Origin of the sequence: Streptomyces sp. NPDC088747 (assembly GCF_044751025.1) — a bacterium.
Classification (GTDB): domain Bacteria; phylum Actinomycetota; class Actinomycetes; order Streptomycetales; family Streptomycetaceae; genus Streptomyces.
This window is the reverse complement of sequence record NZ_JBIVKZ010000008.1, coordinates 354,427-377,854: the sequence shown is the minus strand read 5'-3', so window position 1 is coordinate 377,854 and position 23,428 is coordinate 354,427. Positions and strand designations below refer to the sequence as shown.

The 23,428-nt window shown below is 72.2% G+C and carries 18 protein-coding genes; 13 read left to right on the top strand and 5 right to left on the bottom strand.

The genetic code is table 11. The features are described from left to right. The first annotated feature begins 98 nt into the window (after positions 1-98). From ACIP79_RS21525 to ACIP79_RS21490, 8 genes are read left to right on the top strand one after another with little or no spacing between them, the layout of a single operon-like run. The gene (locus ACIP79_RS21525) at positions 99-908 is read left to right on the top strand and encodes a TIGR03084 family metal-binding protein (RefSeq protein ID WP_401225602.1); all 810 of its coding nucleotides are present in this window, start codon (positions 99-101) and stop codon (positions 906-908) included. Then, positions 898-2,733: an acyclic terpene utilization AtuA family protein gene (locus ACIP79_RS21520; RefSeq protein WP_401225599.1), complete on the top strand. Its 1,836-nt coding sequence runs from the start codon at positions 898-900 to the stop codon at positions 2,731-2,733. Before ACIP79_RS21525 ends, ACIP79_RS21520 begins: the two co-directional genes overlap by 11 nt. Continuing rightward, on the top strand, positions 2,730-4,328 hold the full coding sequence (locus ACIP79_RS21515) for an acyl-CoA carboxylase subunit beta (protein ID WP_401225596.1): 1,599 nt from the start codon (positions 2,730-2,732) through the stop codon (positions 4,326-4,328). The genes ACIP79_RS21520 and ACIP79_RS21515 overlap by 4 nt, the downstream gene beginning before the upstream one ends. An 8-nt stretch (positions 4,329-4,336) precedes the next feature. After that, on the top strand, positions 4,337-6,226 hold the full coding sequence (locus ACIP79_RS21510) for an acetyl/propionyl/methylcrotonyl-CoA carboxylase subunit alpha (protein ID WP_401225593.1): 1,890 nt from the start codon (positions 4,337-4,339) through the stop codon (positions 6,224-6,226). Beyond that, the gene (locus tag ACIP79_RS21505; RefSeq protein ID WP_401225590.1) at positions 6,223-7,383 is read left to right on the top strand and encodes an acyl-CoA dehydrogenase family protein; all 1,161 of its coding nucleotides are present in this window, start codon (positions 6,223-6,225) and stop codon (positions 7,381-7,383) included. The genes ACIP79_RS21510 and ACIP79_RS21505 overlap by 4 nt, the downstream gene beginning before the upstream one ends. 37 nt (positions 7,384-7,420) lie before the next feature. Next, on the top strand, positions 7,421-8,986 hold the full coding sequence (locus tag ACIP79_RS21500) for a 4-coumarate--CoA ligase family protein (protein WP_401225588.1): 1,566 nt from the start codon (positions 7,421-7,423) through the stop codon (positions 8,984-8,986). After that, positions 8,983-9,717, top strand: coding sequence for an enoyl-CoA hydratase family protein (locus ACIP79_RS21495; protein WP_401225585.1), 735 nt, complete (start codon positions 8,983-8,985; stop codon positions 9,715-9,717). Before ACIP79_RS21500 ends, ACIP79_RS21495 begins: the two co-directional genes overlap by 4 nt. Then, positions 9,705-10,361 carry a TetR/AcrR family transcriptional regulator gene (locus ACIP79_RS21490; protein WP_401225582.1) on the top strand — a complete coding sequence of 219 codons (657 nt, stop codon included), beginning with the start codon at positions 9,705-9,707 and terminating at the stop codon, positions 10,359-10,361. Before ACIP79_RS21495 ends, ACIP79_RS21490 begins: the two co-directional genes overlap by 13 nt. Positions 10,362-10,388: 27 nt before the next feature. Here ACIP79_RS21490 and pdxH read toward each other — a convergent pair whose 3' ends face one another. Further along, complete coding sequence (gene pdxH, locus ACIP79_RS21485) at positions 10,389-11,105, bottom strand: pyridoxamine 5'-phosphate oxidase (RefSeq protein WP_401225579.1); 717 nt, start codon at positions 11,103-11,105, stop codon at positions 10,389-10,391. A 281-nt stretch (positions 11,106-11,386) separates the two neighbouring features. On the opposite strand from pdxH, the gene ACIP79_RS21480 reads away from it, so the two are divergent. Together ACIP79_RS21480 and ACIP79_RS21475 are read left to right on the top strand one after the other, a co-directional pair. Next, positions 11,387-12,487, top strand: a complete 1,101-nt coding sequence (locus tag ACIP79_RS21480) for a citrate synthase 2 (protein WP_401225576.1) — start codon at positions 11,387-11,389, stop codon at positions 12,485-12,487. Positions 12,488-13,005: 518 nt separating this feature from the next. Continuing rightward, on the top strand, positions 13,006-14,391 hold the full coding sequence (locus ACIP79_RS21475) for a PAS domain-containing protein (protein ID WP_387183367.1): 1,386 nt from the start codon (positions 13,006-13,008) through the stop codon (positions 14,389-14,391). Positions 14,392-14,856: 465 nt separating this feature from the next. Here ACIP79_RS21475 and ACIP79_RS21470 read toward each other — a convergent pair whose 3' ends face one another. Then, the gene (locus tag ACIP79_RS21470) at positions 14,857-15,612 is read right to left on the bottom strand and encodes an SIS domain-containing protein (protein WP_401225572.1); all 756 of its coding nucleotides are present in this window, start codon (positions 15,610-15,612) and stop codon (positions 14,857-14,859) included. A 296-nt stretch (positions 15,613-15,908) separates the two neighbouring features. Here ACIP79_RS21470 and ACIP79_RS21465 point away from each other — a divergent pair, with 296 nt between their 5' ends. Further along, positions 15,909-16,601: a metal-dependent transcriptional regulator gene (locus ACIP79_RS21465; RefSeq protein ID WP_401225570.1), complete on the top strand. Its 693-nt coding sequence runs from the start codon at positions 15,909-15,911 to the stop codon at positions 16,599-16,601. 749 nt (positions 16,602-17,350) lie between these two features. Beyond that, the gene (locus tag ACIP79_RS21460) at positions 17,351-18,361 is read left to right on the top strand and encodes an alpha/beta fold hydrolase (RefSeq protein ID WP_401225567.1); all 1,011 of its coding nucleotides are present in this window, start codon (positions 17,351-17,353) and stop codon (positions 18,359-18,361) included. A gap of 28 nt (positions 18,362-18,389) precedes the next feature. Here the strand turns inward: ACIP79_RS21460 and ACIP79_RS21455 are convergent, their stop codons facing one another. The 3 genes from ACIP79_RS21455 to ACIP79_RS21445 all read right to left on the bottom strand — a co-directional run bounded on the left by ACIP79_RS21455 (position 18,390) and on the right by ACIP79_RS21445 (position 21,550). Further along, positions 18,390-20,003, bottom strand: coding sequence for a transporter (locus ACIP79_RS21455; protein WP_401225564.1), 1,614 nt, complete (start codon positions 20,001-20,003; stop codon positions 18,390-18,392). Next, positions 20,000-20,794, bottom strand: a complete 795-nt coding sequence (locus tag ACIP79_RS21450) for an ABC transporter ATP-binding protein (RefSeq protein ID WP_401225561.1) — start codon at positions 20,792-20,794, stop codon at positions 20,000-20,002. Before ACIP79_RS21450 ends, ACIP79_RS21455 begins: the two co-directional genes overlap by 4 nt. 96 nt (positions 20,795-20,890) lie before the next feature. Further along, positions 20,891-21,550, bottom strand: coding sequence for a bifunctional DNA primase/polymerase (locus ACIP79_RS21445; RefSeq protein WP_401225558.1), 660 nt, complete (start codon positions 21,548-21,550; stop codon positions 20,891-20,893). Between the two features lie 317 nt (positions 21,551-21,867). Between ACIP79_RS21445 and ACIP79_RS21440 the strand changes: the two genes are divergently transcribed. Then, positions 21,868-23,253, top strand: a complete 1,386-nt coding sequence (locus tag ACIP79_RS21440) for a transcriptional regulator (protein WP_383678085.1) — start codon at positions 21,868-21,870, stop codon at positions 23,251-23,253. The last annotated feature ends 175 nt before the right edge of the window (positions 23,254-23,428 follow it).

Below are 23,428 nucleotides of genomic sequence, written 5' to 3'. Positions count from 1 at the left end.
CCAAACGCACCGACCCGAAACGCACCGCACCGAGCCCAAACGCAACGCAACGCAACGCACCGAGCCGCACGCCGTCGGCCCCCGAGGGGAGCGCCATCGTGTTCGATCCGTCGTCCGTGATCGACGATCTGCACCGGGAGAGCGAGGAACTCGACCAGTTGGTCGGGAAGTTGGAGGAGGGCGAGTGGGCTCTTCCGACGCCCGCCGAGGGGTGGAGCGTCGCTCACCAGATCGCGCATCTCGCCTGGACCGACCGGGCGACGGTGCTGGCCGTCACGGACGCGGAGGCCTTCGGCAGGGAGACCGAGAAGGCGTTCGCCGCACCCAACTCGTTCGTGGACGAGGCCGCCGAGGAGTGGTCCCGAGCGGAGCCCGCGCTGCTCCTCGCCAACTGGCGTGCGGGCCGGGCCGAGTTGGAGAGCGTCCTGCGCTCCGCGTCCCCGGGCGTGCGCTTCCCCTGGTACGGGCCGCCCATGTCCGCCGCCTCCATGACCACCGCCCGGCTGATGGAGACCTGGGCCCACGGGCAGGACGTGGCCGACGCGCTGGGCGTGACACGCGAACCCACCGACCGGCTGAAGCACGTGGCGCGCATCGGCGTACGGACCCGCAACTTCGCGTTCGGGGTACGAGGGCTCACTCCGCCGAGTGAGGAGTTCCGCGTGGAACTCGTCGCCCCCTCGGGGGAGTTGTGGACGTTCGGCCCCGAGGACGCCGCCCAGCGGGTCACCGGCCCGGCGCTCGACTTCTGTCTGCTGGTCACCCAGCGGGCGAACCGCGCCGACCTCGCCGTACGGGCGAAAGGGCCCGATGCCGACCGCTGGCTGGACATCGCGCAGGCGTTCGCGGGGCCGTCCGGGACCGGCCGCGCGCCGAAGAGGGCGAAGGGCGCGGGCGATGACCACTGAGCCGCTACGGGAGGAGGAGCGGACGGTGACCGCCGGGCTCCCGCCGGACGAGAAGAGCGCGGCGATCGCCGAGGCCCTTCGGGAGGTGGAGGCCGCCGTGGTGGCCGAGGCCCCGCGAGAGGCGGTCGCGACCGAACCGCTCCGCATCGGCAACGCCTCCGGGTTCTACGGCGACCGCTTCGACGCCATGCGCGAGATGCTCACCGGCGGCCCCCTGGACGTCCTCACCGGCGACTACCTCGCCGAGCTGACCATGCTGATCCTGGGCCGGGACCGCCTGAAGGACCCCGCCCGCGGATACGCCAAGACCTTCCTGGGCCAGCTGGAGGAGTGCCTCGGCCTCGCCCGCGAACACGGAGTACGCCTCGTCGCCAACGCCGGGGGCCTCAACCCGGCCGGACTCGCCGACGCCGTACGGGAGTTGGCGGACCGCCTGGGCATACCGGCGCGTGTCGCGCACGTCGAGGGCGACGATCTCACGCGGCGGTACCCGGACAGTCTCGCCGCGCACGCCTACCTCGGCGGCGCAGGTATCGCCGCCTGTCTGCGCGAGGGCGCGGACATCGTCGTGACCGGGCGGGTGACGGACGCGGCGCTGGTCACCGGCCCCGCCATGGCCCACTTCGGCTGGGCCCCGGACGCCTACGACCGGCTCGCGGGTGCCGTGGTCGCCGGGCACGTCCTGGAGTGCGGCACCCAGGCCACCGGCGGCAACTACGCCTTCTTCACCGAGCACGATCCGGCCACCCTGCGCCACCCCGGCTTCCCGCTCGCCGAGCTCCACGAGGACGGCACGAGCGTCATCACCAAGCACGACGGCACCGGCGGGTTCGTCGACGTCGGCACGGTCACCGCGCAGCTCCTGTACGAGACGGCGGGCGCCCGGTACGCCGGGCCCGACGTCACCGCCAGGCTCGACACCGTCCGGCTCGGCCAGGAAGGCCCCGACCGGGTGCGGATCGACGGCGTGCGTGGCGAGGCCCCGCCGCCCACCCTCAAGGTCGGCCTCAACCGGCTCGGCGGCTTCCGCAACGAGGTCGTGTTAGTGCTGACGGGCCTCGACATCGAGGCCAAGGCCGCCCTCGTCCGGGACCAGATGGACACCGCGCTCGCCACCGCCAAGTCCCGCCCCGCCGAGGTGCGTTGGGACCTCGCCCGCACCGACCATCCCGACGCCTCCACCGAGGAGTCGGCGAGCGCGCTGCTGCATCTCGTCGTCCGGGATCCTGAACAGCACGCGGTGGGACGGGCGTTCAGCGGCGCGGCCATCGAACTCGCCCTCGCCGGCTACCCCGGATTCCATGTGCTGGCGCCACCCGGGCCGGGCGCGCCGTACGGGGTCTTCGAGGACGCGTACGTGGCCCAGGACTCCGTGGACCAGGTGGCCGTCCTCCACGACGGGCGCCGCGTCCACATCGCTCCGGCCGACGCCAGCCTCGTACCGGAGACTCCGCAGGCGCCGCCGCTGCCCGAGCCGCTGCCGTCCGGTGCGCCCACCCGTCGTGCGCCCCTCGGGCTGGTTGCCGGTGCGCGCAGCGGCGACAAGGGCGGGAACGCGAACGTCGGGGTGTGGGTGCGGACGGAGGAGGCGTGGCGGTGGCTCGCGCACGCGCTCACGGTCGACCGGTTCCGTGAACTCCTGCCGGAGAGCGCCGACTTGACCGTCGTACGGCATGTGCTGCCCAACCTCCGCGCGCTGAACTTCGTGGTCGAGGGGATTCTCGGCGAGGGCGTCGCCGCCCAGCACCGCTTCGACCCCCAGGCCAAGGCGCTGGGCGAATGGCTCCGCTCCCGCCACCTCGACATCCCGGAGTCCCTGCTGTGACCGTCATCTCCTCGGCCCTGGACATCAGGAGCGCCGACCACACGGCCAACCGCGAGGCGATGCTCGGCAAGCTCGCCGAGCTGGACGCCGAGCACGCCAAGGCGCTCGCGGGCGGCGGCGAGAAGTACGTCGCCCGGCACCGGGGGCGCGGCAAGCTGCTCGCCCGGGAACGGATAGAACTGCTCCTCGACCCCGACACCCCGTTCCTGGAGCTGTCGCCGCTCGCGGCCTGGGGGAGCGAGTACGCGGTCGGTGCCTCGCTGGTCACCGGGATCGGTGTCGTGGAGGGCGTGGAGTGCCTGATCACCGCGAACGACCCGACCGTGCGCGGCGGCGCCAGCAACCCGTGGAGCCTGAAGAAGGCGCTGCGGGCCAACGACATCGCCCTCGCCAACCGGCTGCCGTGCGTCAGCCTCGTCGAGTCGGGCGGCGCCGACCTGCCGTCCCAGAAGGAGATCTTCATACCCGGAGGCGCGATCTTCCGGGACCTCACCCGGCTGTCGGCGGCCGGAATCCCCACCGTGGCCGTGGTGTTCGGCAACTCTACCGCCGGCGGCGCGTACATCCCCGGCATGTCCGATCACGTGATCATGGTCAAGGAGCGGGCCAAAGTGTTCCTCGGCGGGCCGCCGCTGGTGAAGATGGCCACCGGGGAGGAGAGCGACGACGAGTCCCTGGGCGGCGCCGAGATGCACGCGCGCGTGTCGGGGCTCGCGGACTACTTCGCCGTCGACGAGCGGGACGCGATCCGGCAGGCCCGGCGGGTGGTGGCCCGCCTCAACCACCGCAAGGCGCACCCCGATCCGGGCCCGGCGGCCCCGCCGAAGTACGACGAGGACGAGCTTCTGGGGATCGTCCCGGGGGACCTGCGGCACCCCTTCGACCCGCGTGAGGTCGTCGCCCGGATCGTCGACGGCTCCGACTTCGACGAGTTCAAGCCGCTCTACGGGACGAGCCTGACCACCGGTTGGGCGTCGCTGCACGGCTATCGGGTCGGCATCCTCGCCAACGCGCAGGGCGTGCTGTTCAGCGCCGAGTCCCAGAAGGCCGCCCAGTTCATCCAGTTGGCCAACCAGCGCGACATCCCGCTTCTCTTCCTGCACAACACCACCGGCTACATGGTCGGCAAGGAGTACGAGCAGGGCGGCATCATCAAGCACGGCGCGATGATGATCAACGCGGTGAGCAACAGCCGCGTCCCGCACCTCTCCGTGCTGATGGGCGCCTCCTACGGGGCGGGCCACTACGGCATGTGCGGGCGGGCGTACGACCCGCGCTTCCTCTTCGCCTGGCCGAGCGCCAAGTCCGCCGTCATGGGACCGCAGCAGCTCGCCGGCGTCCTCTCGATCGTCGCCCGGCAGTCGGCCGCCGCCAAGGGGCAGCCCTACGACGACGACGCGGACGCCGCGCTGCGCGCCATGGTGGAGCAGCAGATCGAGTCGGAGTCCCTGCCGATGTTCCTGTCCGGGCGGCTGTACGACGACGGGGTCATCGACCCGCGCGACACCCGGACCGTCCTCGGCCTGTGCCTGTCCGCGATCCACACGGCGCCCTACGAGGGCGCGCGCGGTGGCTTCGGCGTCTTCCGGATGTGAGGTTCCCAGTGATCACGACCCTCCTCGTCGCCAACCGCGGTGAGATCGCCTGCCGTGTCTTCCGTACCTGCCGCGAACTGGGCATCCGCACCGTCGCCGTGCACTCGGACGCCGACGAGAACGCCCTGCACACGCGCGTGGCCGACGCGGCGGTGCGGCTGCCGGGTGCGGCGCCCTCGGACACGTATCTGCGCGGGGATCTGGTGGTGAAGGCGGCCCTGAGCGCCGGGGCGGACGCGGTGCACCCCGGGTACGGCTTCCTTTCCGAGAACGCGGGCTTCGCGCGCGCCGTGACCGATGCCGGGCTCCGGTGGATCGGGCCGCCGCCCGAGGCGATCGAGGCGATGGCCTCCAAGACGCGCGCCAAGAAGCTGATGGGGCTCGAACCCTTGTCGACGGTGACGGCCGAGGACCTTCCCGTGCTGGTGAAGGCGGCCTCGGGGGGCGGCGGGCGCGGTATGCGGGTCGTACGCGAACTCGCGGACCTCGACGCCGAGTTGACGGCCGCCCGTGCCGAGGCACTCAGCGCCTTCGGGGACGGAGAGGTCTTCGTCGAGCCCTACCTCGAGGGCGGCAGGCACGTCGAGGTGCAGATCCTGGCCGACACGCACGGCACGGTGTGGGCGCTCGGCACCCGCGACTGCTCGCTCCAGCGGCGGCACCAGAAGGTGATCGAGGAGGCACCGGCGCCCGGTCTCGCACCCGGTCTCGTCGAGGAACTCCACGAGTTGGCCGTGCGTGCCGCGCGAGCCGTCGACTACGTGGGCGCGGGCACCGTCGAGTTCCTGATCGCCGACGGCAGGGCCCACTTCCTGGAGATGAACACCCGCCTTCAGGTCGAACACCCGGTCACGGAGGCGGTGTTCGGCATCGACCTCGTCGCCCTCCAGCTCCGGATCGCCGAGGGCACGGCACTGGAGAGCGACCCGCCGCCCGCGCGGGGCCACGCGGTGGAGGCCCGCCTCTACGCCGAGGACCCGGCCCGCGACTGGGCCCCGCAGACCGGCACCCTGCACCGCCTCGCCGTCCCCGAAGGCGTCCGCCTGGACACCGGCTACACCGACGGCGACCCCATCGGCATCCACTACGACCCGATGCTCGCCAAGGTGATCGCCCACGCCCCGACCCGCGCCGAGGCCCTCCGTCGGCTGTCCGGCGCCCTGGAGCGGGCGAGCGTGCACGGCCCGGTCACCAACCGGGATCTCCTCGTACGGTCCCTGCGGCACGAGGAGTTCGTGTCGGGGCGGATGGACACCGGCTTCTACGAACGCCACCTGGACGAACTCACCAGGGCGGCCCCGGACCCGTACGCCCCGCTCGCCGCGGCCCTCTCCGACGCGCACGGCCGCTCCCGCTTCGGCGGCTGGCGCAACCTGCCGTCCCAGCCGCAGACCAGGCGCTACCTGATGGACGGCACCGAGCACGAGGTCCACTACCGGCACACCCGCGACGGCCTGACCGCCGAAGGGGTGCGCGTCGTGCACGCCGACGCCGCTCTCGTCGTCCTCGAAATCGACGGCGTACGGCGGAAGTTCGCGATCAGCCGCTACGGCGACCGGATCCACGTCGGGCCCGCCACCCTCACCGCCCTGCCGCGCTTCCCCGATCCCACCGCCCAGCAGGCCCCCGGCTCACTGCTCGCCCCCATGCCGGGAACCGTCGTCCGGGTCGCCGAGGGCCTGGCCGCCGGAGTCACGGTGACGGCCGGCCAGCCCCTCGTCTGGCTGGAGGCGATGAAGATGGAACACAAGATCTCCGCGCCCGTCGCGGGCACCCTCAGCGCACTTCACGCCGCCCCGGGCCAACAGGTCGAGGTCGGCACCCTTCTGGCCGTGGTCGAGCCCCTCCCGGGGCAGGACGGGCCGGGACCCAGCCGCACTCCTCAGGAGACCACATGACCTCCGTCACCGAATCCGACGAGCACAAGGCCCTGCGATCCGCCGTGGCCGCCCTGGGCAAACGCTACGGCCGCGGCTACCTCGACAAGGTCATCGCCGACGGCGCGCACCCCGACGAACTCTGGTCCGAGGCGGCCAAGCTGGGCTATCTCGGGGTCAACCTGCCGGAGGAGTACGGCGGCGGAGGCGGCGGCATAACCGAACTCTCCATCGTCCTTGAGGAGTTGGGCGCTGCGGGCTGTCCGCTGCTGATGATGGTCGTCTCGCCCGCGATCTGCGGCACGGTCATCGCCCGCTTCGGCACCGAGGCGCAGAAACAGGAGTGGCTCCCCGCCCTCGCCGACGGCACCCGCACCATGGCCTTCGGCATCACCGAGCCCGACGCCGGCTCCAACTCGCACCGCATCACCACCACGGCCCGCCGCGAGGGCGAGAAGTGGGTGATCAACGGCCGCAAGGTGTTCATCTCCGGCGTCGACACCGCCGACGCGACCCTCATCGTCGGACGGACCGAGGACGCCAGGACTGGCCGCCTCAAGCCCTGCCTCTTCATCGTCCCGCGCGACACCGAGGGCTTCGGACGGCGCCCCATCGACATGGAACTCCACAGCGCCGAGAAGCAGTTCGAGCTCACCCTCGACGAGGTGACGCTGCCCGCCGACGCGCTCGTCGGCGACGAGGACGCGGGCCTCCTCCAGCTCTTCGCCGGACTCAACCCCGAGCGCGTCATGACGGCCGCCTTCGCGATCGGCATGGGCCGCTACGCGCTCTCGGTGGCGATCGGCTACGCCCGCGAACGCACCGTCTGGAAAGCCCCCATCGGCGCCCACCAGGCCATCGCGCACCCCCTCGCGCAGGCCCACATCGATCTCGAACTCGCCCGCCTGATGATGCGGAAGGCGGCCCACCTGTACGACGCCGGGGACGACGTGGGCGCGGGCGAGGCCGCCAACATGGCCAAGTACGCCGCCGGGGAAGCCTGCGTGAAGGCCGTCGACCAGGCCGTGCACACCCTCGGCGGCAACGGCCTCACCCGCGAGTTCGGCCTCGCCTCGCTGATTACGGCCTCGCGCGTGTCTCGTATCGCACCGGTCAGCAGGGAGATGATTCTCAACTACATCTCCCACCAGACCCTGGGCCTGCCCAAGTCGTACTAGAGAGAGCCCAGTTCGCCGATTCGCCTCAGGAGGAACCGTGTTCCGCAGCGAGTACGCAGACGTTGAGGCCATCGAGGAACCCATCCACGACGCGGTCCTCGGCCGCGCCGCCGAGTTCGGCGAGACCCCCGCGCTCATCGACGGCGTCGACGGCACCACGCTCACCTACGGCCAACTCGACCTGTTCCACCGGCGGCTGGCCGCCGCGTTCGCCGAGGCGGGCGTGCGCAAGGGCGACGTACTCGCTCTGCACAGCCCGAACACGATCGCCTTCCCGACGGCGTTCTACGCGGCCACCCGCGCGGGGGCCTCGGTCACCACCGTGCACCCGCTCGCCACGCCCGAGGAGTTCGCGAAACAGCTCCGCGACTGCGCCGCCAAGTGGATCGTGACCGTCTCGCCCCTCCTGGACGCGGCACGCCAGGCCGCCGAACTCGCGGGCGGCGTACAGGAGATCTTCCTCTGCGACAGCGCGCCCGGACACCGCTCGCTGATGGAACTCCTCGGGTCCACCGCGCCCGAACCGCAGGTCGGCATCGACCCCGCGCGGGACATCGCCGCCCTCCCGTACTCCTCGGGCACCACCGGCATCCCCAAGGGCGTGATGCTCACCCACCGGTCCATCGCCACCAACCTCGCGCAGCTCTCGCCCGCCGTACCCACGGGGCCCGGCGACCGGATCCTCGCGGTGCTGCCCTTCTTCCACATCTACGGGCTGACCGCCCTCATGAACGCGCCGCTGCGGCAGGGCGCCACCGTCGTCGTGCTGCCGCGCTTCGACCTGGAGACCTTCCTCGCCGCCATCCAGAAGCACCACATCAACGCCCTGTACGTGGCCCCGCCGATCGTCCTCGCCCTCGCCAAGCACCCGGCCGTCGCGCAGTACGACCTGTCCTCGTTGAAATACATCATCTGCTCGGCGGCGCCCCTGGACGCGGCCCTCGCCGCCGCCTGTTCACGACGGCTCGGCCTGCCGCCCATCGGCCAGGCCTACGGCATGACGGAACTGTCGCCCGGCACCCACGTCGTCCCCCTCGACGCCGAGAACCCGCCGCCCGGAACCGTCGGCAGGCTCATCGCCAACACCGAGATGCGCATCGTGTCCCTCGACGACCCCGCCGAGGACCTGGAGATCGGCGAGGCCGGGGAGATCGCCATCCGCGGACCCCAGGTCATGAAGGGCTACCTCGGGCAGCCCGACGCCACCGCCGCGATGATCGACCCGGAGGGCTGGCTGCACACCGGGGATGTCGGCTACGTGGACGCCGACGGCTGGCTCTTCGTCATCGACCGCGTCAAGGAACTCATCAAGTACAAGGGCTTCCAGGTCGCCCCCGCCGAACTGGAGGCCCTGCTGCTCACCCACCCCGGCATCGCCGACGCCGCCGTCATCGGCGTCTACAACGAGGACAACAACGAGGTCCCGCACGCCTACGTGGTCCGCCAGCCGTCCGCCGCCGCCCTCTCGGAGGGCGAGATCATGATGTACGTCGCCGAACGCGTCGCCCCCTACAAGAGGGTCCGCCAGGTCACCTTCATCGAGGGCGTGCCACGGGCGGCCTCGGGGAAGATCCTGCGCCGCCGACTCCGGGAGCCCCAGTGACCCTTGTGCACACCGCCCACGACCGGGCCGTCACCACCCTCACCCTCGACTCGCCCGCCAACCGCAACGCCCTGTCGGCGGCCCTGGTGGGCGAGCTGGCCGCCGCCCTCACCCGCTGCGGCAAGGACGGCGACGTACGCGCGGTCGTCCTCACCCACACCGGGAACACCTTCAGCGCGGGCGCCGACCTGCGCGACCCGCCGCGTCCCGAGTCCCTCGTCGCCCTGCTGCGGCAGCTCGTCGAACTGCCCAAGCCCGTCGTCGCCCGGGTCACCGGACACGTACGGGCGGGCGGCCTCGGCCTGCTCGGCGCCTGCGACCTCGCCGCCGCCTCCCTGGACGCCACTTTCGCCTTCACGGAGGTGCGCATCGGCGTCGCCCCCGCGGTCATCTCCCTGCCCCTGACACCCCGCGCCGACCCCCGCGCCCTCGCCCGGTACTGCCTCACCGGCGAACGCTTCGACGCCGCCGAGGCCGTACGCGCGGGGCTCCTGACCATGGCGGGCGAGGACGTCGACGTCATCCTGGAACCCGTCCTCGACGGACTGCGCCGGTCCTCCCCCGATGCCCTCGCGGAGACGAAGTCGCTGCTCACGGCTAAGGTGCTGGAGGCCTTCGACCGGGACGCGGACGAGCTGACCGCGCTCTCCGCCCGGCTCTTCTCCTCCGCGCAGGCCCGCGAGGGAATGACGGCCTTCCTCGAACGACGGGATCCCGCATGGGTGGTGTGACCACGACGGACAGTGCGCCGGAGGGGGCGAGAGAGGCCGCCGCGCGTGCGCCGCACGTCCCCAAGCAGGACCGCAGCCGGGCCACCCGGCAGCGGCTCCTCGCCGCGGCCGTCGCCTGCCTCGCCGAACACGGCTGGGCGGGCTCCACGGTCTCCGTCGTCGCCGAGCGCGCCGGTGTCTCCCGGGGCGCCGCCCAGCACCACTTCCCGACCCGCGAGGACCTCTTCACCGCGGCCGTCGAGTACGTCGCCGAGGAACGCTCAACGGCCCTGCGGGCCCTCTTCCCCAAGAGGGCCGCCGACCGCCGCGAAGTGGTGTCCGCGCTGGTCGACCTCTACACCGGCCCCCTCTTCCGCGCCGCCCTCCACCTCTGGGTCGCCGCCTCCAACGAGGAGCAGCTCCGGCCCCGGGTCACCGAACTGGAGGCCCACGTCGGCCGGGAGACCCACCGGATAGCGGTGGAACTGCTCGCCGCCGACGAGTCACGGCCGGGGGTGCGCGAGACGGTCCAGGGCCTCCTCGACATGGCCCGCGGCCTCGGCCTCGCCAACCTGCTCACCGACGACGGGGTACGGCGGGAGCGGGTGGTGGCCCAGTGGGCGGTCCTGCTGGACGACGCGCTGGGGACCGGTTTCCGGGACTGAGCCCAGCCACCGGGGATCCAGGGGACCTCAGGGGCTGAGCCGCTCCACCTTCCAGCCGCCGTCCGGCTCCGCCGCGTACCGGAGCCTGTCGTGCAGCCGGTTCTCGTGGCCCTGCCAGAACTCCACCGTCCCCGGGGCGATACGGAAGCCGCCCCAGTCCGGCGGCACCGGGACCTGCTCGCCCTGCGGATAGCGGGCGCTCAACTCCGCGTACGAGGCGTCCAGTTCGGCCCGGGAGGCGATCACCGATGACTGCGGGCTGGCCCACGCGCCGAGCTGCGAGCCGTGCGGACGGGTCCGGAAGTAGGCGGCCGTCTCGTCCCGCCCGGTGCGCCGGGCCGTGCCGGTGACGATGACCTGGCGGGCCATGGAGTGCCACGGGAAGAGCAGCGAGACATAGGGGTTGTCGGCCAGTTCGCGGGCCTTGCGGGACCCGTAGTTGGTGTAGAAGACGAAGCCCCGCTCGTCGTACTTCTTCAGCAGCACCGTGCGCGAACTGGGCCGGCCGTCCGCGTCCGCCGTGGAGACGACCATGGCGTTGGGCTCGTACACCGCACCCCGCGCCGCGGCCCGCACCGCCTCGCCGAACCAGCGCGCGAACTGCTCCATGGGATGGGCGGCGAGCTCGGACTCGGCGATGCCCTCGGCCCGGTAGTGCTCGCGCATCGCGGCGGGGTCGAGAACGGGGTCGAGAGCGGGATCGAGGGTCGGATCACGGTCGGTCACCTGGTCATCCTGCCGCATCCGTACCGCTGTCGGCGGGGGTGCGGCTCATCTCCGAGCCGCACTTGAGTGGCACTGAGTGCCGCGCACCCTCCCCAAAGGTGGCACTCAGGGATATCGTGATGTCGAAACGGTGGGGTGACCGCAGGCCGCGCGGGGCATCACCGGGGTGACGCACAGGACCGCGAGTCCATGAGGAGACCGCGGAACCGGACGTACGTCGCTCATCACGGACATATGGTCACGAGAACTCTGAATCCCCCCATAAGCCATTCGTCGCACACATCATGAGGAGCCGCCTGATGTCCGACTTCGTACCCGGACTCGAGGGAGTCGTCGCTTTCGAGACGGAGATCGCCGAACCGGACAAGGAGGGCGGCGCTCTCCGGTACCGGGGCGTCGACATCGAGGATCTGGTCGGCCACGTCTCCTTCGGCAACGTCTGGGGCCTCCTGGTCGACGGAGCCTTCAACCCCGGTCTGCCGCCCGCCGAGCCGTTCCCGATCCCCGTCCACTCCGGCGACATCCGCGTCGACGTCCAGTCCGCGCTGGCGATGCTGGCCCCGGTGTGGGGCCTGCGCCCCCTCCTCGACATCGACGAGTCGCAGGCCCGCGAGGACCTCGCGCGGGCCGCCGTGATGGCGCTGTCGTACGTCGCCCAGTCCGCCCGCGGCCAGGGCAACGCCATGGTCCCGCAGCGCGAGATCGACAAGGCGCAGTCCGTCGTGGAGCGCTTCATGATCCGCTGGCGCGGCGAGCCCGACCCCAAGCACGTCGCGGCCGTCGACGCCTACTGGACCTCCGCCGCCGAACACGGCATGAACGCCTCCACCTTCACCGCCCGCGTCATCGCCTCGACCGGCGCCGACGTGGCGGCGGCCCTCTCCGGAGCCGTGGGCGCCATGTCGGGCCCGCTGCACGGCGGCGCCCCCTCCCGCGTCCTCGGCATGATCGAGGAGATCGAACGCACCGGCGACGCCGAGGCGTACGTCAGGCAGGCCCTCGACAAGGGCGACCGCCTGATGGGCTTCGGCCACCGCGTCTACCGCGCCGAGGACCCCCGCGCGCGGGTCCTCCGCCGCACCGCCCGCGAGCTCGGCGCCCCCCGCTTCGAGATCGCCGAAGCCCTGGAGAAGGCCGCCCTCGCCGAGCTCCACGCACGCCGCCCGGACCGTGTCCTGGCGACGAACGTCGAGTTCTGGGCCGCCATCGTCCTCGACTTCGCCGAGGTCCCGGCGCACATGTTCACCTCGATGTTCACCTGCGCCCGCACCGCCGGCTGGTCCGCGCACATCCTGGAGCAGAAGCGCACCGGACGGCTCGTCCGGCCCTCCGCCCGCTATGTCGGCCCCAGCACCCGCGGGCCACAGGAGATCACGGGGTACGGGGACATCGCGCGCTGAACCCCGAGGCGCGCACGGGCGGGAAGAAACAGGAAAACAGCGGGAAGCAACGGGAAACGCAGACGACCCGCGAGCTCGGGTTCCTCCGCCTCACGGCGGAGGAGCCGGCCGGACGTACCGGCGAGCCCGCGGGTCGGGTGACTGCTGGAGATTGGGCCGGCTGCACGCACAGAACACGTGCTGGTCCGGCACCGCACTGGATGTGGTGACGGGCCGCTAGCCCGCAGCCACCTCACGCGTCCGGTTTGGATACATCTGCCGAACCACCTCCTCTCTCGTGTGCACCACACCTTAGGAATCGTTCGGACACGGCTCAACCGGTTTTTCGGAAAGTTCGCGGCAAGGCTCCGGAGGACGGGTCCGCTGCTCATGGGGCGGGCGAGGCGGAAATGCGGGGTGCAACGATTTCGTTCAATCTTTGGGGAACCCGGTGTGGGCTGGGTCACGTTCGAGTTCAATGAGGGTGAGCGAGCGAATTGTCGCGTCGTAGTTGCGGACGCAGCCTGCAGGGGGTCCAGGTGAGTGCTTCCCGGCGTAGTGGGACCACCGACGAGCTGGGGCCGGACGAGCCCGAGCGGGACGGTTCGGATCTTCTTGCCGCGCTTCTGGACGGGATGGACGCGGCCCTGTGCGCCTTCGACGCCGACGGGGTCGTGACCCACTGGAACCGCGAGGCCGAGCGGATCCTCGGCTGGACGGCCGCCGAGGCCGTGGGGCGGCACGGATTCGCCGGCTGGGCCGTGCGCACCGCCGACGCGGAGGAGGTCCAGGCGCGGCTCCTTTCCGCCATGGAGGCCCCCGGCCGCCAGGTGAACGAGTTCGCCCTCCTCACCAAGGACGGCGGGCGGGTCCTCGTGCGGACCCAGTCGGCCGCGGTGCGCGGACCCGACGGCAAGCCCGCCGGGGTGTACTGCGCCTTCAGCGAGGTGCACGCCCAGATCGACCTGGAGCGGTCCATCGCGCTGAGCGAGGCGCTGTTCGAGGACGCGAGCTGGGGTGTGGTGCTCGTGGACGCGGATCTGCGCCCCGCCGTCGTCAACGCACACGCCGCCCGCGCGCTCGGCATCGGGCGCACGGCGGTGCTCGGACGGCCACTGGGGGAGTTGCTCTCGCAGGGCGTCGAGGAGCTGGAGAGCGCGCTCACCCATGTGCTGGCCGAGGGCGCGCCGCCCGCGCCCGCCGAGATGTGGGTGAGCGTCCGCACCCAGGAGGGCGAGACCCGGCGCTGCTGGCGCAGCGGCTTCCTGCGGCTCGCCTCGCCGCTCACCGAGGAGCCCGTCCCGCTGGGGGTCGGATGGCTCTTCCAGGACGTCACCGAGGCCAAGCAGACCGAGCAGGAGGCGGCGCTGCTGCGGTTCCGGGCCAACCAGCTGCACCGGGCGGCGCGGGCCGCCGCCGAGTGCGAGGACCCGGCCGAGGCGGCCACCGTCCATCTGGACTTCTCGCTCGCCGGGTTCGCCGACCACGCGCTGATCGACCGGGTCGCGGGCGGCTCGGCGCGGGACGGCGAGGGCCCCGTGCGGCTGGTACGGGCAGCCGCCACGCCCTCCGGGACGCCGGGGCCGAGCATGCCGGCCGGCAAGGCGGGGCTGCCGGTGCGGTACGCGGACGGGCATCCGGCGTTGCAGAGCGCGGAGCGGGCCGGGTCGGTGCGGGCCAGCGCCCGCGAGTCCGAGCCCGGACGGGTCCGGGAGTGGGCCGTGGCCCGGCAGTGGCCCCCGGACTCGGTCCACGCGCTCTGCGCGGTGCTGCGCAGCCGCGGGCGGACCCTGGGCGTCGTGACGTTCCTGCGGGGCGCGGGCCGCAGCCAGTTCGAGCGCACGGACGCGAGCTACGCCGAGGACGTCGCCGTACGGATCGCGATGGCGCTGGACCTGGAGGACCTGTGGGAGGGGCGCCGCTGAGGGCGGCCGGCCCTGAAGCGGTGCCGGTCTCCTCGGCGCCGGACGACGTGGCCGGGCGGCGGTTCACCGACGGCCTCCGGCGCGGTCCACGCCGGGCTCGCGTCTCGCCGGTTTCGCGGTAACCGCGCGGCAGGCACCGCGCCGGGTTCGCCGTAACCGCGCGGCAGGCCCCGCGCCGGTCTCGTCGGAACCGCCGACAGGCCCCGCGCCGGGATCTTCGGAGCCGCCGACATGCACCGCGCCGGTCTCGTCGGACCGCAGGTAGGCCCGCGCCGGTCTCATCGGAGCCGCCGGCAGGCCCCGCGCCGGGATCTTCGGAGCCGCCGGGCCCACCCCGCAGGTCTTTTCGGGTTTTGGGGGCAGCCGGTTCGGCGCGGTCTCGGTGCCGGCCGGTGCGGGTGTCCTGCCGGGCTTTCCGGAGACGTCCGGAGACGTCCGGAACCGCCTCGCCCGCCCCTCCCCGGCTCAGTGCCGGTAGAAGATCCGGTCCCCGTACTCGGTCATCACGCGGCCGTTCCACTCGTGGCCGCCGTCCACGTTGCCCGAGCGCAGCAGCGGGGGCTCGATGCCGCGCTCGGCCAGGGCGCCCGCGGCGGTGGCCATCACGGCCTGGAGGAGCGCCGAGGTGACCACCGTGGAGGCGGGGGCGAAGGGCGCCTCGATGGTGTCGAGGGTGAGTTCGGCGTCGCCGATGGGGATCCTGGAGTCGAGGACGATGTCGCAGTGGTCCTTGAGATACGTCCCCGAGGAGTGCCGGGACTTCGTCTCCGTCGTGTAGGCGACGGAGGTCACGCCGATGACCCTGAGGCCGAGGGCGCGGGCGTTCATGGCCATCTCGACGGGCAGCGCGTTGCGCCCGGAGAGGGAGATGATCACGAGCAGGTCGCCCGCACGGGCCGGGCTGGAGTCCAGGACGGCGCTCGCCAGGCCGTCGACCCGTTCCAGGGCCGAGCCCAGGGTGGCCGGCATGACGTCGACGCCCACGGTGCCCGGTACGACGAGCAGGTTCATCAGGGCGAGGCCACCGGCGCGGTAGACGATGTCCTGGGCGGCGACCGAGGAGTGCCCGGCGCCGAACGCGAACAGGCGTCCGCCGTCGGCGACGGTGTCGGCGATCAGCGTTCCGGCCGCCTCGATCTCCTCGGCGTCCTCGTCCCGCACCCGTTGCAGCAGGCCGATCGCCGCGTCGAAGAACCGCCCGGCCAGCTTGCTGTCGCTCATCGGCGAAGCCCCTTCGAAGTTCGGTCAGCGTCGACGCGTCGCCGATCACGTTGCGGTCTGGACCATCGCGCTGTCAATACGGCGGGCAGTACGGTCGGCGATACGGCGTGGGGCTCGTATACACGGTCCCCGCCACCGGCTCCGTACTGCCGTGAAGATCCGGTGCGGGCACTTGGCAGCACGTGGTTTCGACGGCGAGGCACGCTTGTCAGTGCGATGCGTCAGAATTGAGTCCAGGGCCAGCGCACAAGCCGGTGAGCCACGGAGCCTCCGGCAGAGCTAATCGAGGGGCACACATGTCCGGACTGATCGACACCACGGAGATGTATCTCCGCACCATCCTCGAGCTGGAGGAGGAAGGCGTCGTCCCCATGCGCGCCCGGATCGCGGAGCGGCTGGACCAGAGCGGGCCGACGGTCAGCCAGACGGTCGCGCGGATGGAGCGCGACGGTCTGGTGGCGGTGGCCAGCGACCGGCATCTGGAACTCACCGACGAGGGTCGCAGGCTGGCCACGCGTGTCATGCGCAAGCACCGGCTCGCGGAGTGCCTCCTCGTCGACGTGATCGGTCTGGAGTGGGAGCAGGTGCACGCCGAGGCCTGTCGCTGGGAGCACGTGATGAGCGAGGCGGTGGAGCGCCGGGTGCTGGAGCTGCTGCGCCACCCGACCGAGTCGCCGTACGGCAACCCGATCCCGGGCCTGGAGGAGCTGGGCGAGAAGGACGGCGCCGACCCGTTCCTGGACGAGGGCATGGTGTCGCTGGCCGAGCTGGACCCGGGCAAGGAGGGCAAGACCGTGGTCGTCCGGCGTATCGGCGAGCCGATCCAGACGGACGCGCAGCTGATGTACTCCCTGCGCCGTGCGGGCGTCCAGCCCGGCTCCGTGGTGAGCGTGACGGAGTCCGCGGGCGGCGTCCTGGTCGGCAGCGGCGGCGAGGCCGCGGAACTGCAGTCGGAGGTCGCCTCCCACGTCTTCGTAGCGAAGCGCTGAGCCTCACCTGAGGGCGCCGCCCCGCCCACCGGGGAGGACCCGCCCCGGCGCACCGCCGGCGGCTTCGTCGGTCGGTGTTCGCTCCGGCACGCGCTGTCCACCACCTGACTACCGGCGTGTCAACTACCGTGACCACAGAGGTAGTTGTGACCTCGGCGTGACCTCACCGAAACCAAGATTCAGTGCGCGGAATCGCAGCGCGGGGACCATTTGCGTGCGAGGCTGTCGCGTGAGGCATATGACTTGAGAGCTCTTGACCGTGTTCCGAGAGCGAAGGCGCGCGGTCGGGGAGGGGGCGAAAGGATGTGCCGCAGAGGTGGAGAGGGCCCCGGCGCCCAATGGCGCCGGGGCCTGTTCTCCCCCTTGTCGACCCGGAGCCCCGAGCTCCCAGGGTCGACCCCTTCGGGCCGGTTTCCCCGAGCGGCCCGCCCCCCGCTGAAGATCTCCCCTCGGCGGCCGCGGTCAATCCTTGAGGGTGGTCACTCGAACGAGGGGTGTTGCCGCCGAGAAGGACGTTTTCGAATCCCCATTCGATAACGTCGGGGTGTGGCCGGGGCACCAGGGGAAACACGGGAGCCAGCGCCGAGCGACAGGCGGCACAGCCCGTACGGGCCGGCGGAAGCCCGCCGGGAGCGGGCAGCGGAACCAGCAGGAGCAGCGGTACGACAGCGGTAGGAACGGTACGAGTGGACCGGCCGGCTCGAGCGGGAGCGAGGCGGTCCCAGCGAGCGAGGGGGGTGCCATTACCTGTGGTGCGGCGCATCGACGTGACGGGAGCGGGTGGCGTACGCCTCGCCGCTTGGGAGTTCGCCGATCCTCCCAAGCCCAAGGCGGACCCTGCCGGAACCGAGTCATCCGGAACGGAGCGGTCCGGAGCGGTTCCGGCCGGGGCTGTCTCTTCCGGACAGGACCTGCCCAGGATCGGCTCTCCCCGGTCCGGGAGCGATCCCGAGGGAAGAGGGGCCGGACCGGGGCCCGAGGAGGCCCCGCGCGCGCCCGGCGTGCTCTTACTGCACGGCCTCATGGGCCGCGCCTCCCACTGGGCCTCCACCGCCCGCTGGCTCTCCGAACGGCACCGCGCCATCGCGCTCGACCAGCGCGGCCACGGCCAGAGCGAGAAACCGCCGGAGGCCGCCTACACCCGCGAGGCCTACGTCGAGGACGCCGAGGCCGCCCTCGAACAACTGGGCCTCGCCCCGGCCGTCCTGATCGGCCACGCGATGGGCGCGCTGACCGCCTGGCAGCTCGCCGCCAAACGCCCCGATCTCGTCTGCGGCCTGATCATCTGCGACATGCGGGCGTCGGCGCTGGGCGCCGCCTCGCAGCGCGAGTGGGAGGACTGGTTCAAGGCCTGGCCCGTCCCCTTCGCCACGCTCGCCGACGTACGCAAGTGGTTCGGTGAGGACGACCCCTGGGTGGAGCGCCCCAACCCGTCCCGCGGCGAGTTCTACGCCGAGGTGATGCACGAGTCCGGTGACGGCTGGCGCCCGGTCTTCGAACCCGCGCAGATGCTCAAGTCCCGCCAGACGTGGGTGTACGACGCCCACTGGGAGGAGCTCACCCAGGTCAGGTGCCCCGCCCTGGTGGTCAGGGGACTCGACGGCGAGCTCGGCCGTGCCGAGTCCCAGGAGATGGTCCGCGTCCTGCCGAACGGCCAGTACGCGGAGGTGGCCGACGCCGGCCACCTCGTCCACTACGACCAGCCGGACGCCTGGCGCACCGCGATCGAACCCTTCCTGGACGGCGTACTCACAGGCTGACACCGTCCGCCCACGAACAGCCCGGCGCTCAGCCCTTGCTGACCGCCGTGAGGATCTCCGGGAGCCGTCGGGCCGTCCGCGGGGCGGCCAGCCGCAGGCCCGCCACCGTGAGAAGGGCGCCGTACGCGGTGCCCAGCGGGAGGAGCAGCCACGTCCAACCCTCCCCGTCCGCCGACACGTTCAGCCAGATGGTCAGGGCGATGACGGGGGCGCACAGGAGGGCGGCGGCGACCATGCCGCCGAAGATGGCGATCCAGGCGAGCCCGGCCTGCCCGGGAGCCACGTTCTTGTAGCCCTCCTGGGGGATCGAGTACGGGAAGCGGGCCGAGGACCACGCGCCGGTCGCCAGCATCGCGCCGAGCAGCGCGAAGGAGAGACCGAGCGCCTCGGGCAGCTTGGGCCAGTCGCCGAGCAGCGCGGTCGTCAGGACGGTCACGAGGGTGGCGTACGGGAGGGTTATCAGCAGCAACGCCAGCGCGCGCCCGCGCAGTTCGACGTACGCGTCACGTGTGGACGAGATCGTCATCGCGACCATCCAGAACGCGGACGTGTCCTGCCCGAACTGGTTGTACATCTGGATCCCGAGCATCCCGGCCGCGAAGCAGGCGAAGTAGATCGAGCCGGTGCCCTGCACGGCGTTCAGCACGGGCACGATCAGCCCGATGGCGAGTGAGGTCACCCACGCCGCCTTGGTCTTCGGGTCGCGCCACACGTACCGCAGGCTGCGCCGCATGACGGTCCCGGTGCGGCCGTCCGGCAGCAGCCGCCCCAGGCCGCCGGAACCCCGTTCCCGCGCGACCGGCTCCGCCGCCTGGAGGGTCGACCCGTCCGGCGCGGTCATCAGCCGGGTCAGGTGATGGGACCAGAGGGCCAGCAGCCCCGCCAACGCGGCGCCGCTGAGTAGGAGTTGGGCGACCGCGATCCCGTACAACCCCTCGCTCGCCGCGTGCACCGCGCCGATCGCCGAGCCGGGCGGCACCCAGCTCAGCACGTCGCCCACCGGGTCGAGCTCCGCGAGCCCGCCGGACGAACCAAGGCGCTGCGCACCGAAGTTGACCGCCTGCGCGCCGACCGCGATGACCAGACCGCTCAGTACCGCGAGGTCGCGGCCCCTGCGGCTGGTCAGCAGCCGGATGTTGGCGGCGGCGACGGCGCGCGCGAGGGCCACGCAGACGAGGAGCCCCAGAGGCACGGCGACGACGGCGGTGACGTAGGCCGCCGTGCCGAACGCCACGGAGATCGCGGACCCGGCGAACAGGCACAGCGTGAACAGCGGCCCTATGCCGACGAGCGAGGCCGCGAGCAGCGCCCGGACGAGCGGGCGCGGGCGCAGCGGCAGCATCACCAGGCGGGTCGGGTCGAGCGTCTCGTCGCCGCTGGGGAAGAAGAGCGGCAGCACGGCCCAGCCGAGCGCCAGGACCGCCACGAGCAGGACGGCCACGGCGACGGCGTGCGTGTTGCCGCGCAGTGCGATGAGGCCGAGCAGCTGGAGGGCGGCGAAGAGGAGGACCAGGACGGCGGAGGCGACGTACGCGGCCCGCCGTCCGGAGGACTGCCGCAGCCCGTTGCGCAGGAGCGACAGCTTCAGGCGTACGAGGACGGGGGTGACCGATGTCGCGGATGCACCGGTGGTGGCGCTCATCGGGGGGCTCCGCCGCCCAGCCAGTCCAGCTCGGCCCCGGCGGCGCGGCCGTTCGCGCCGACCAGTTCCAGGAAGGCCTGCTGGAGCGAGGGGGCGTCGCCGCGGACCTCGGCGAGCGGGCCGTGCGCGCGGATCCGCCCGGCGGCCAGCACGGCGACCCAGTCGCACAGCGACTCGACCAGCTCCATCACGTGGGAGGAGAAGACGACGGTGGCGCCCGAGCCGGTGTACCGCTCCAGGACGCCGCGGATGGTCTGCGCGGAGACCGGGTCGACGCCCTCGAACGGCTCGTCCAGGAAGAGGACTTCGGGGTTGTGCAGGAGGGCGCAGGCCAGGCCGATCTTCTTGCGCATGCCGGTCGAGTAGTCGACGACGAGTTTGTGCTGGGCGCCCGCGAGGTCGAGCACGTCCAGGAGCTGGGTGGCGCGCTTGTCGACCTCTGCGCCCGGCAGGCCCCGCAACCGGCCGGTGTAGCCGAGGAGTTCGCGTCCGGAGAGGCGTTCGAAGAGCCGCAGGCCCTCCGGCAGCACCCCGATCCGCGCCTTCACCTCCACCGGGTCGCGCCACACGTCACGGCCGACGACCTCGACGGTGCCCTGGTCGGGTCTGAGCAGTCCGGTCACCATGGAGAGGGTGGTGGTCTTGCCCGCGCCGTTCGGCCCGACGAGTCCGATGAACTGCCCCGCGGGCAGCTCCAGATCGATCCCGGCGACAGCGACCTGCTCCCCGAACCGCTTCCAGAGCCCACGCACGCGTACGGCGGGCACGGCGGCCCCTGATCGCTCGGTCATGTAGGCACCCTAAGGGTCAACCCCCGGCTTTTAAGGGGCGCGGGAACCGCGCGATCAGCCACAGCGAACCCGCGGAACACGAACGAGCCGCGGGAACTATCGGCGCCCTTCCCGCCCGCAGGCGTAGGCGAGCGGCGAGATCAACTCCTCCGCGTCGGGCAGCCAGCGGTTGGCGTGGGTGGGCCGGCAGGCCCACTGGACTGCTCCCCGCGACCCGAACCGGGTCGGCGGCGCCGCGACGTACGCCCCCTCGCCCAGGGTGACCAGATCGAGGGAGGCGGGCGGCCAGCCCAGCTTCCGCACCAGGTCGGGGACCTTCGCGGCGGCGCCGGGGAGCACGAAGAAGTGCATGCGCCGGTCCGGGGTGCAGGTGACCGGGCCGAGGGTCAACTCCATGCGCTCCATGCGGGCGAGCGCGAGGAACCCGGCGGTCTCCGGCACGTCGATCGCGTCGAAGGTCCGCCCGGTGGGCAGCAGGATCGACGCCGTGGGCTGCTTCGCCCACATCCGGCGCGCGACGGTCGCACTGCCCGTGGCCTGCGTCGACCAGTCCTCGCGCGCCGGATGCGCGCCGGGCGCGGCGCACGCCTTCTCGCCGCAGGAGCAGCGCTGCGTCCCGTCGACGGCTTCCAGCCAGGTGCCGGGGAACACGTCCCAGTGGCGCTCCTCTGCGTAGCGCACGGCTGTGTCCTGCAGCGATTCGCCGCGCTGCTGGGGGATCTGCGCGGTCTCGGTGCCTGCGATGGTCTCGTCCACGTGGAACTCAACTCCCGCGTCCACCTCGGGTTACGGGGGACGCGCGCGCGGGGGAGGAGCATCGATTCCGCACGTGGGGCGCATGGATGCACGGGTGGGGGCGCGCATGGGGAATCGCGGCGGGTGCCGGGTAACCACGTGAGGGGTCGGGGCCACCGCCTCTACCCCGGCAATCCTCACATGTCTCGCATCTTCGCCGTGTTCGCGGGGCATTGATCTTCATGGCCGACTTCTTTCGCTCTTCCACGGGGGTCCGGCCGCTGAGGGCACGTCAACTCGGTGCGCGGGAAGGCACCGCAGCCACAGGGGGTACGCCAATGGCCGCAAGGCCGCTCGTCGCGCGGCAGCCGAACGAACGACTGCAGGCGCTCATCCAGGAAGCGGGATGCTCGAACGCCGGGCTGGCCCGCAGGGTCAACATGTGCGGCGCGGAGCACGGTCTCGATCTGCGGTACGACAAGACGTCCGTGGCGCGCTGGCTGCGCGGACAGCAGCCGCGTGGGCGGGCCCCGGCGATCATCGCCGAGGCGCTCGGCCGCAAGCTCGGCCGTACGGTCACGATCGACGAGATCGGCATGGCCAACGGCAAGAACCTCGCGTCCGGCGTCGGCCTCCAGTTCTCGCCGACAGTCCTGGGAGCCATCGAGCAGGTCTGCGAGCTGTGGCGCAGCGACGTCGGCCGCAGGGACTTCCTCTCCGGCTCGTCCGTCGCCGCCTCCGCGCTCGTCGAGCCCAGCCGGGACTGGCTGATCTCCTCGCCGGACTCCCAGGTGGCGCGCTCGGCGGGGCCGCGGGTCGGTGTCTCGGACGTGGCCGCGGTCCGGGCGATGACCCAGGCGCTGGTCGACCTGGACCACCAGTACGGCAGCGGGCACGTCCGTCCGGTCGTCGTCCACTACCTGAACAGCGTGGTCTCCGGGCTCCTCGCGGGCTCCTACCGGGAGGCGGTCGGACGCGAACTGTTCGCCGCGGTCTCCCGGTTGACGGAACTCGCCGGCTACATGGCCATCGACACCGGCCAGCCCGGCCTCGCCCAGCGCTACTACATCCAGGCGCTGCGGCTCGCCCAGGCGGCCGGTGACCGGGCGTACGGCGGGTACGTACTGGCCGCGTCCATGAGCCACCTGGCGGCGCAGCTCGGCAATCCGCGGGAGATCGCGCAACTGGCGCGCGCCGCTCAGGAGGGGGCGCGCGGCCGGGTGACTCCGCGGGCGGAGTCGATGTTCCACGCCGCTGAGGCGCGCGGGCACGCGCTGCTGGGCGACGCGCGCGCCGCCCAGGCGGCGTCGGGGCGGGCCGTGAGCGCCCTGGAGTCCGCCGACGCGGCCTCCGGGGACGACCCGACGTGGATCAGGCACTTCGACGAGGCCTATCTGGCCGACGAGTTGGCGCACTGCCACCGGGACCTCGGCCAGGCGGAGGCGGCCGCGCGCTGCGCGGAGGAGTCCCTCGCCGGGCTTCCCGAGTCCAAGGCCAGGCGGCGGGCGATCGGTTATGTGCTGCTCGCCACCGCGCAGGTCCAGCAGCGCGAGGTCGAGCAGGCCTGTCACACGGGGCTGCGCGCCGTCGAGTTGCTCGGCACGCTCCGTTCCAACCGGGGCGCGGAGTATCTGGAGGACTTCCAGCAGCGCCTGGAGCCCTATCAGGACGAGCCGGTGGTAAGGGAGTTCGGGGCACGGATGGACCTGCAGGCGGCGGCGTGAACGTCCGCAGGCCGAGGGCGTGAACGCACGGCAAACGATCAAGGAGGTTGCGGGGGGCGGCAGATGCGGCGCGAGGGGAGCGGTTTTGTTACCGCGGTCACAGGGGTAGGGGTCTGGGTCTGTGCTGCGTGGCACCGGGTTGTCGGGACCCGGTAGCGTGAGCCGATGATTCCGA

What these genes read in the sequence shown, in the direction of transcription:
- ACIP79_RS21520 (WP_401225599.1), top strand. Translation starts at nt 898, where the DNA reads ATGACCACTGAGCCGCTACGGGAGGAGGAGCGGACGGTGACCGCCGGG.
- ACIP79_RS21505 (WP_401225590.1), top strand. Translation starts at nt 6,223, where the DNA reads ATGACCTCCGTCACCGAATCCGACGAGCACAAGGCCCTGCGATCCGCC.
- ACIP79_RS21490 (WP_401225582.1), top strand. Translation starts at nt 9,705, where the DNA reads ATGGGTGGTGTGACCACGACGGACAGTGCGCCGGAGGGGGCGAGAGAG.
- pdxH (WP_401225579.1), bottom strand. Translation starts at nt 11,105, where the DNA reads ATGCGGCAGGATGACCAGGTGACCGACCGTGATCCGACCCTCGATCCC.
- ACIP79_RS21480 (WP_401225576.1), top strand. Translation starts at nt 11,387, where the DNA reads ATGTCCGACTTCGTACCCGGACTCGAGGGAGTCGTCGCTTTCGAGACG.
- ACIP79_RS21470 (WP_401225572.1), bottom strand. Translation starts at nt 15,612, where the DNA reads ATGAGCGACAGCAAGCTGGCCGGGCGGTTCTTCGACGCGGCGATCGGC.
- ACIP79_RS21465 (WP_401225570.1), top strand. Translation starts at nt 15,909, where the DNA reads ATGTCCGGACTGATCGACACCACGGAGATGTATCTCCGCACCATCCTC.
- ACIP79_RS21455 (WP_401225564.1), bottom strand. Translation starts at nt 20,003, where the DNA reads ATGAGCGCCACCACCGGTGCATCCGCGACATCGGTCACCCCCGTCCTC.
- ACIP79_RS21450 (WP_401225561.1), bottom strand. Translation starts at nt 20,794, where the DNA reads ATGACCGAGCGATCAGGGGCCGCCGTGCCCGCCGTACGCGTGCGTGGG.
- ACIP79_RS21440 (WP_383678085.1), top strand. Translation starts at nt 21,868, where the DNA reads ATGGCCGCAAGGCCGCTCGTCGCGCGGCAGCCGAACGAACGACTGCAG.